The sequence below is a fragment of the Gammaproteobacteria bacterium genome (assembly GCA_027296625.1).
Lineage (GTDB): Bacteria > Pseudomonadota > Gammaproteobacteria > JAKEHO01 > JAKEHO01 > JAKEHO01.
This window is the reverse complement of the sequence record JAPUIX010000165.1, coordinates 1-4328: the sequence shown is the minus strand read 5'-3', so window position 1 is coordinate 4328 and position 4328 is coordinate 1. Positions and strand designations below refer to the sequence as shown.

At 53.8% G+C, this 4328-nt stretch carries 3 protein-coding genes; 2 read left to right on the top strand and 1 reads right to left on the bottom strand.

Annotation, left to right across the window (positions count from 1 at the left end):
* Window positions 1–375 precede the first annotated feature (375 nt).
* Window positions 376–1605 carry a tetratricopeptide repeat protein gene (locus O6944_10105; GenBank protein MCZ6719489.1) on the top strand — a complete coding sequence of 410 codons (1230 nt, stop codon included), beginning with the start codon at window positions 376–378 and terminating at the stop codon, window positions 1603–1605.
* Between the two features lie 494 nt (window positions 1606–2099).
* Window positions 2100–3638: a Fic family protein gene (locus O6944_10100; protein ID MCZ6719488.1), complete on the top strand. Its 1539-nt coding sequence runs from the start codon at window positions 2100–2102 to the stop codon at window positions 3636–3638.
* A 136-nt stretch (window positions 3639–3774) separates the two neighbouring features.
* Here the strand turns inward: O6944_10100 and O6944_10095 are convergent.
* Window positions 3775–4328: hypothetical protein (locus tag O6944_10095; GenBank protein MCZ6719487.1), on the bottom strand; the 554-nt coding region annotated here is incomplete at its 5' end.

Genomic DNA, 4328 nt, shown 5'->3' with positions numbered 1-4328 from the left:
TCAGCTCCAGCGCGGCGTAAATAGTCTGTTCGGTGGTCGTCGATACTGCAAATTGTGTCATCGGGTGCTCCTTCAGATCGATGTTGAACAATCGAAGGAGCTTGAGGCCAAGTCCTTCGGCCTCATAGCATCTTTACCCCCAACAACGGACATTCCAGATAGGTCCGTCAATGTCCGTTAATAGCCAATAACGGACATACAGCGGTTGACCGTTGGGGGCTGATTTTGTGGATGTCTAAACGGCTTTGCTTTGCCCATTAATGGGCGCAGAATATCGCGGTAATGCGAAATATGCGTTGCCCTAACCCAATCGTCGCTTGCACGACCGCTCTCGTTCTAACGGGGTGCGCGGTCGTCGCATACCCTGAGGCGGATGTGTCTGTCGTCGGACCCGAGTCGAACCGTTCTGCAATCGAAAATGAACTGGGTGGGCCGGACGAGACGGTTAAATCGGGACCATACGAACTGTTTGTCTATAACTTTGGGCTGGGTTTTTCAGCGGTTAAATGTCCGAGTGGCGATGGTCTTGCAATCTCAACTTTGGGCATTCTGGCGGCACCGGGAATCTGTGGTGACAGAGGGCATATGGTTATTGCGTATGGAGAAACCGGCACCCCTGTTTACGCGAGCCGCCTCGCAGAAGATGCTGAAACCAGGAATAAACAACTGGCCGACATTGTTAGGCTATATGCGTTGGCCCAACGTGGGGATGTTGACGCGCTTTCTAATTTAAGTGATCACGCTAAGTTTCTCTCGATGGAGGTTAAGCTCCTCAGAATTGCGGCAAACACCGGAAGTGCCAAGGCACAATATAAGTTTGCTTTTTCGCTTGATGACAAAGCGAAGAAAATCGACATGCTGCGAAAGGCTGCCGCGCAAGGGTACACGCCAGCACAAGCAACTCTCGGAGCTGCCCTGCTTTACGCACCCGATGATCTTGTTGACCGCACGGAGGCAAAAGTCTGGCTTACCAAAGCCGCCGACGCAGGCAACAGTTACGCCAAAACCGAATTAGCCAAGTTGTCGGAGTTTGAAACCAATTTGGCCAGTGCTGAACAGGGGGATCAGGAGGCGCAGTACGCGCTCGGACAAGCGTATGCGAGCGGTATGGCCGTAAGAGAGGACAAATTGCAGGCACATAATTGGTGGCGCCAAGCAGCCCAAAACAGCCATCCACCCGCGCAACTAAAGATGGCGATTATTTACTTTTCCGGCGACGGCGTTAAGGCTGATATTGCTATAGCAACGGAATGGGCTCGCAAGGCCGAAGAACACAACGATCCCGACGCTGCATATCAGCTTGCCAACTCGTACCGTATCGGCCCGGGGCCGAAGAACAAGATGCGCGAGGCGGTCAGATTATACGATCGTGCTGCATCGATGGGTCATCGGACTGCACCAGCCGCATTAGCGACGATGTATCGATACGGCGAGGGCATTGAGCGCGACATGGTACGGGCGTACATGTGGTATTTCTTGGTGGCGTCAAGATATCAAGACACCGCCGCGACCAGTCGCGATTTCATCGCGAAGGAAATGACTCCTACGCAAATCGCCGAAGCGGAGCGGCTCGCCCGCGAGTGGTTGAAAACGCATCCGCAATAGGCAGTCAGAATGTCCGTTATGGGTCAGGAACGGACATATTGGCCTACCCGAACAATGTCCGTTAACGGGGGTAAAGCGGACGTAAACGCTAATCCGAAAAATGTCCGCTTTCGGGGGTAAAGCGGACGTAAAAGGGCAAAAAGCGGACATTGAACCGGCAGGGCTCCGATTTAGCCGTTTATTCACCGATTCCCATAACGGGTGTATGGGGTGGAGCGAGATCGTTCGCCACAGATTCACCGGCCCGGCCATGGTGGTCTTGGTTCCAGTGGTCCCAAACCCCCTTCAGGCGGTCCTGGGGGCAGGAATCGAAGGGGTAAGCCCTATAGGGATCGGGACCGTTGACGCCTAGGTCTTACATAATATACGTGTTTTCGCACAACGTTAAAAACGTGTAATTATACGACATTATTGACTTGTTAATGCACCGCAATATATACTTGTAATGATGCGGCATAAAATACGTGTATCGCTCCGACGGCAACAGGAACCTAATGGCGACACCGAACGAAAAATTAGCGGCTTCACTCAGTGAGCTCAAAAAGCTTCAAAGCGATGGGCGGAAGGTCTTCCAGTCCAAAGAGCTTACTCGTGTCCACAGAGAGCGCCTTCTAAAGCTTGGCTTCATTGCAGAAGTCATGAAGGGCTGGCTCATCTCATCCAGCCCGGAAACGGCTGAAGGAGACAGCACGCCCTGGTATGCCTCATTCTGGGAGTTTTGCGCGCGCTACTGCCAAGAGCGCTTTGGCAATGACTGGCATTTATCGCCTGAGCAGTCGTTGCTCCTTCACGCTGAAAGTAATGTCATACCGCCCCAGGTCATCATCTATACGCCCAAAGGAACCTCGAACACGATCAAGCTCCTATTCGGCACATCCCTCTACGATCTCAAACAAGAGCAGATGCCACCCAAGGGTGATATTGTTGACCGTGACGGGTTACGGCTTTTCTCAATCCCGGCTGCGCTCATTAAGGTCCCAGAGAATTTCTATCAGCGCTATCCCATCGAAGCGCAGGTCGCTCTTTCAAACATTGGAGACTCTTCGGAAGTTCTTGGAAAGCTCCTCGATGGCGGCCATTCGGTCGTTGCTGGCAGACTTGTCGGGGCTTTTCGGCGGATTGGCCGGGCCGATATCGCCGACGACATACTCTCGGCCATGAAAGCTGCAGGCTACGATGTCCGCGAGTCCGATCCCTTTACCGAAGAGCAGAAATTCACGGACTTAAGAGTCGGCACCTCGCCAATCGTCGGGCGGTTGGAGGCCTTGTGGCAGTCCTCTCGTGACGTTGTCTTGGACGCATTCCCGCCTGCGCCTGGATTGCCAAAGAACAAAAAAACCTACCTCAAATTCGTCGATGAGATTTACGAAAGCGATGCCTATCACTCGTTATCCATCGAAGGTTACCGCGTAACACCTGAGCTCATAGAGCGAGTCCGTGCTGGAAATTGGAACCCCGATCATCATGATGATGATCGTGACAGCCGCGATGCGTTAGCGGCACGCGGCTATTGGCAAGCCTTTCAGCTTGTAAAAGACGCGGTTACGATGATCATCGGCGGGGAGAAGCCAGCAGAGATCGTAAGAGCAGCCCATCGCGACTGGTATCGGGGGCTCTTCCAGCCCTCTGTTGCGGCAGGGCTTATTCAGGCATCAGCGCTCGCCGGTTATCGCGATAATGCGGTCTATATACGCGGTTCTCGCTACGTGCCGCCGCGTTGGGAAGCGGTGCGCGATGCCATGCCAGCCTTATTCGATCTTCTTGAAAATGAGACCGAACCAGCAGTCTGCGCCGTCCTGGGCCACTGGCTCTTTGGCTATATCCACCCCTATCCAGACGGCAATGGCCGTATGGCGCGTTTTACGATGAACGCATTCCTCGCCTCAGGGGGTTATCCGTGGACAGTGATTCGCGTTGAGGACCGCAAGGACTATATGCAAGCTCTGGATGAGGCGAGCATCGATCTCAACATTGGCCCATTTGCCAACTTCATAGCTCAGAGGGTGAGCTGGTCCTTGGAGCAGGCGGCATGAGAATAAGGGGCGCAGAGATGCCAGTTCCGATCACGACGTCCATGCGCTACGACCTCGTGTCCTGTCCTCATCGCGTCACTATGGATGTCTTCGCTGACTCTGGGCAGCGCGATGAAGGACAAAATCACTGTCCGCATTAGACAACCTGCTTCAAAACGTGCTTTTCCCACTTCGTTAGGGCGCGCCGACGATCCGGCAAGTACGCATACTTGTTGTAAATGGCCGCTACTCCTGCAATCGCTCCTTCTTTATGGTTCAAAACAGCATCGGCGACATGTGGTGGGACTTTCAGTCGCGCCATGCCCGTCGTCGCCGTTCGCCGAAGATCATGAAAGGTCCAGTCGGGCAGGGGAGTTGCCTCCTCGTCATTCTTCTGTCGAGCGCCAAGAATTTTGTCGTCGATTGTTAGTTTCGCTTTTGAAAAACCGGAAACTGGCGTTTTGCGAGTTCTGGTGAAGACAAAAGGGCAATCGTTCAGCTTCGGAAAAGCAGACACCGACAGCTTGCCCTGTCGGAATAGCTTCGCCCGTGTGATGCCAAGCGCTTCATTCTGAACGTCGGCGGGCTGGCGACGTAGCCACTCGGGATATTTAACCGTAGCGGCGACTTGGCCGTTCATCGACGCCCGCGTGCCGGGGTCGAGGTCGTCAACATCGAAGCCCATTTCCCGAAATATCAGGCCGTCGAATT

Bases quoted from the DNA above. Each gene is read 5' to 3' on its own strand.
- O6944_10100 (MCZ6719488.1), top strand. From the start codon at position 2,100: ATGGCGACACCGAACGAAAAATTAGCGGCTTCACTCAGTGAGCTCAAA.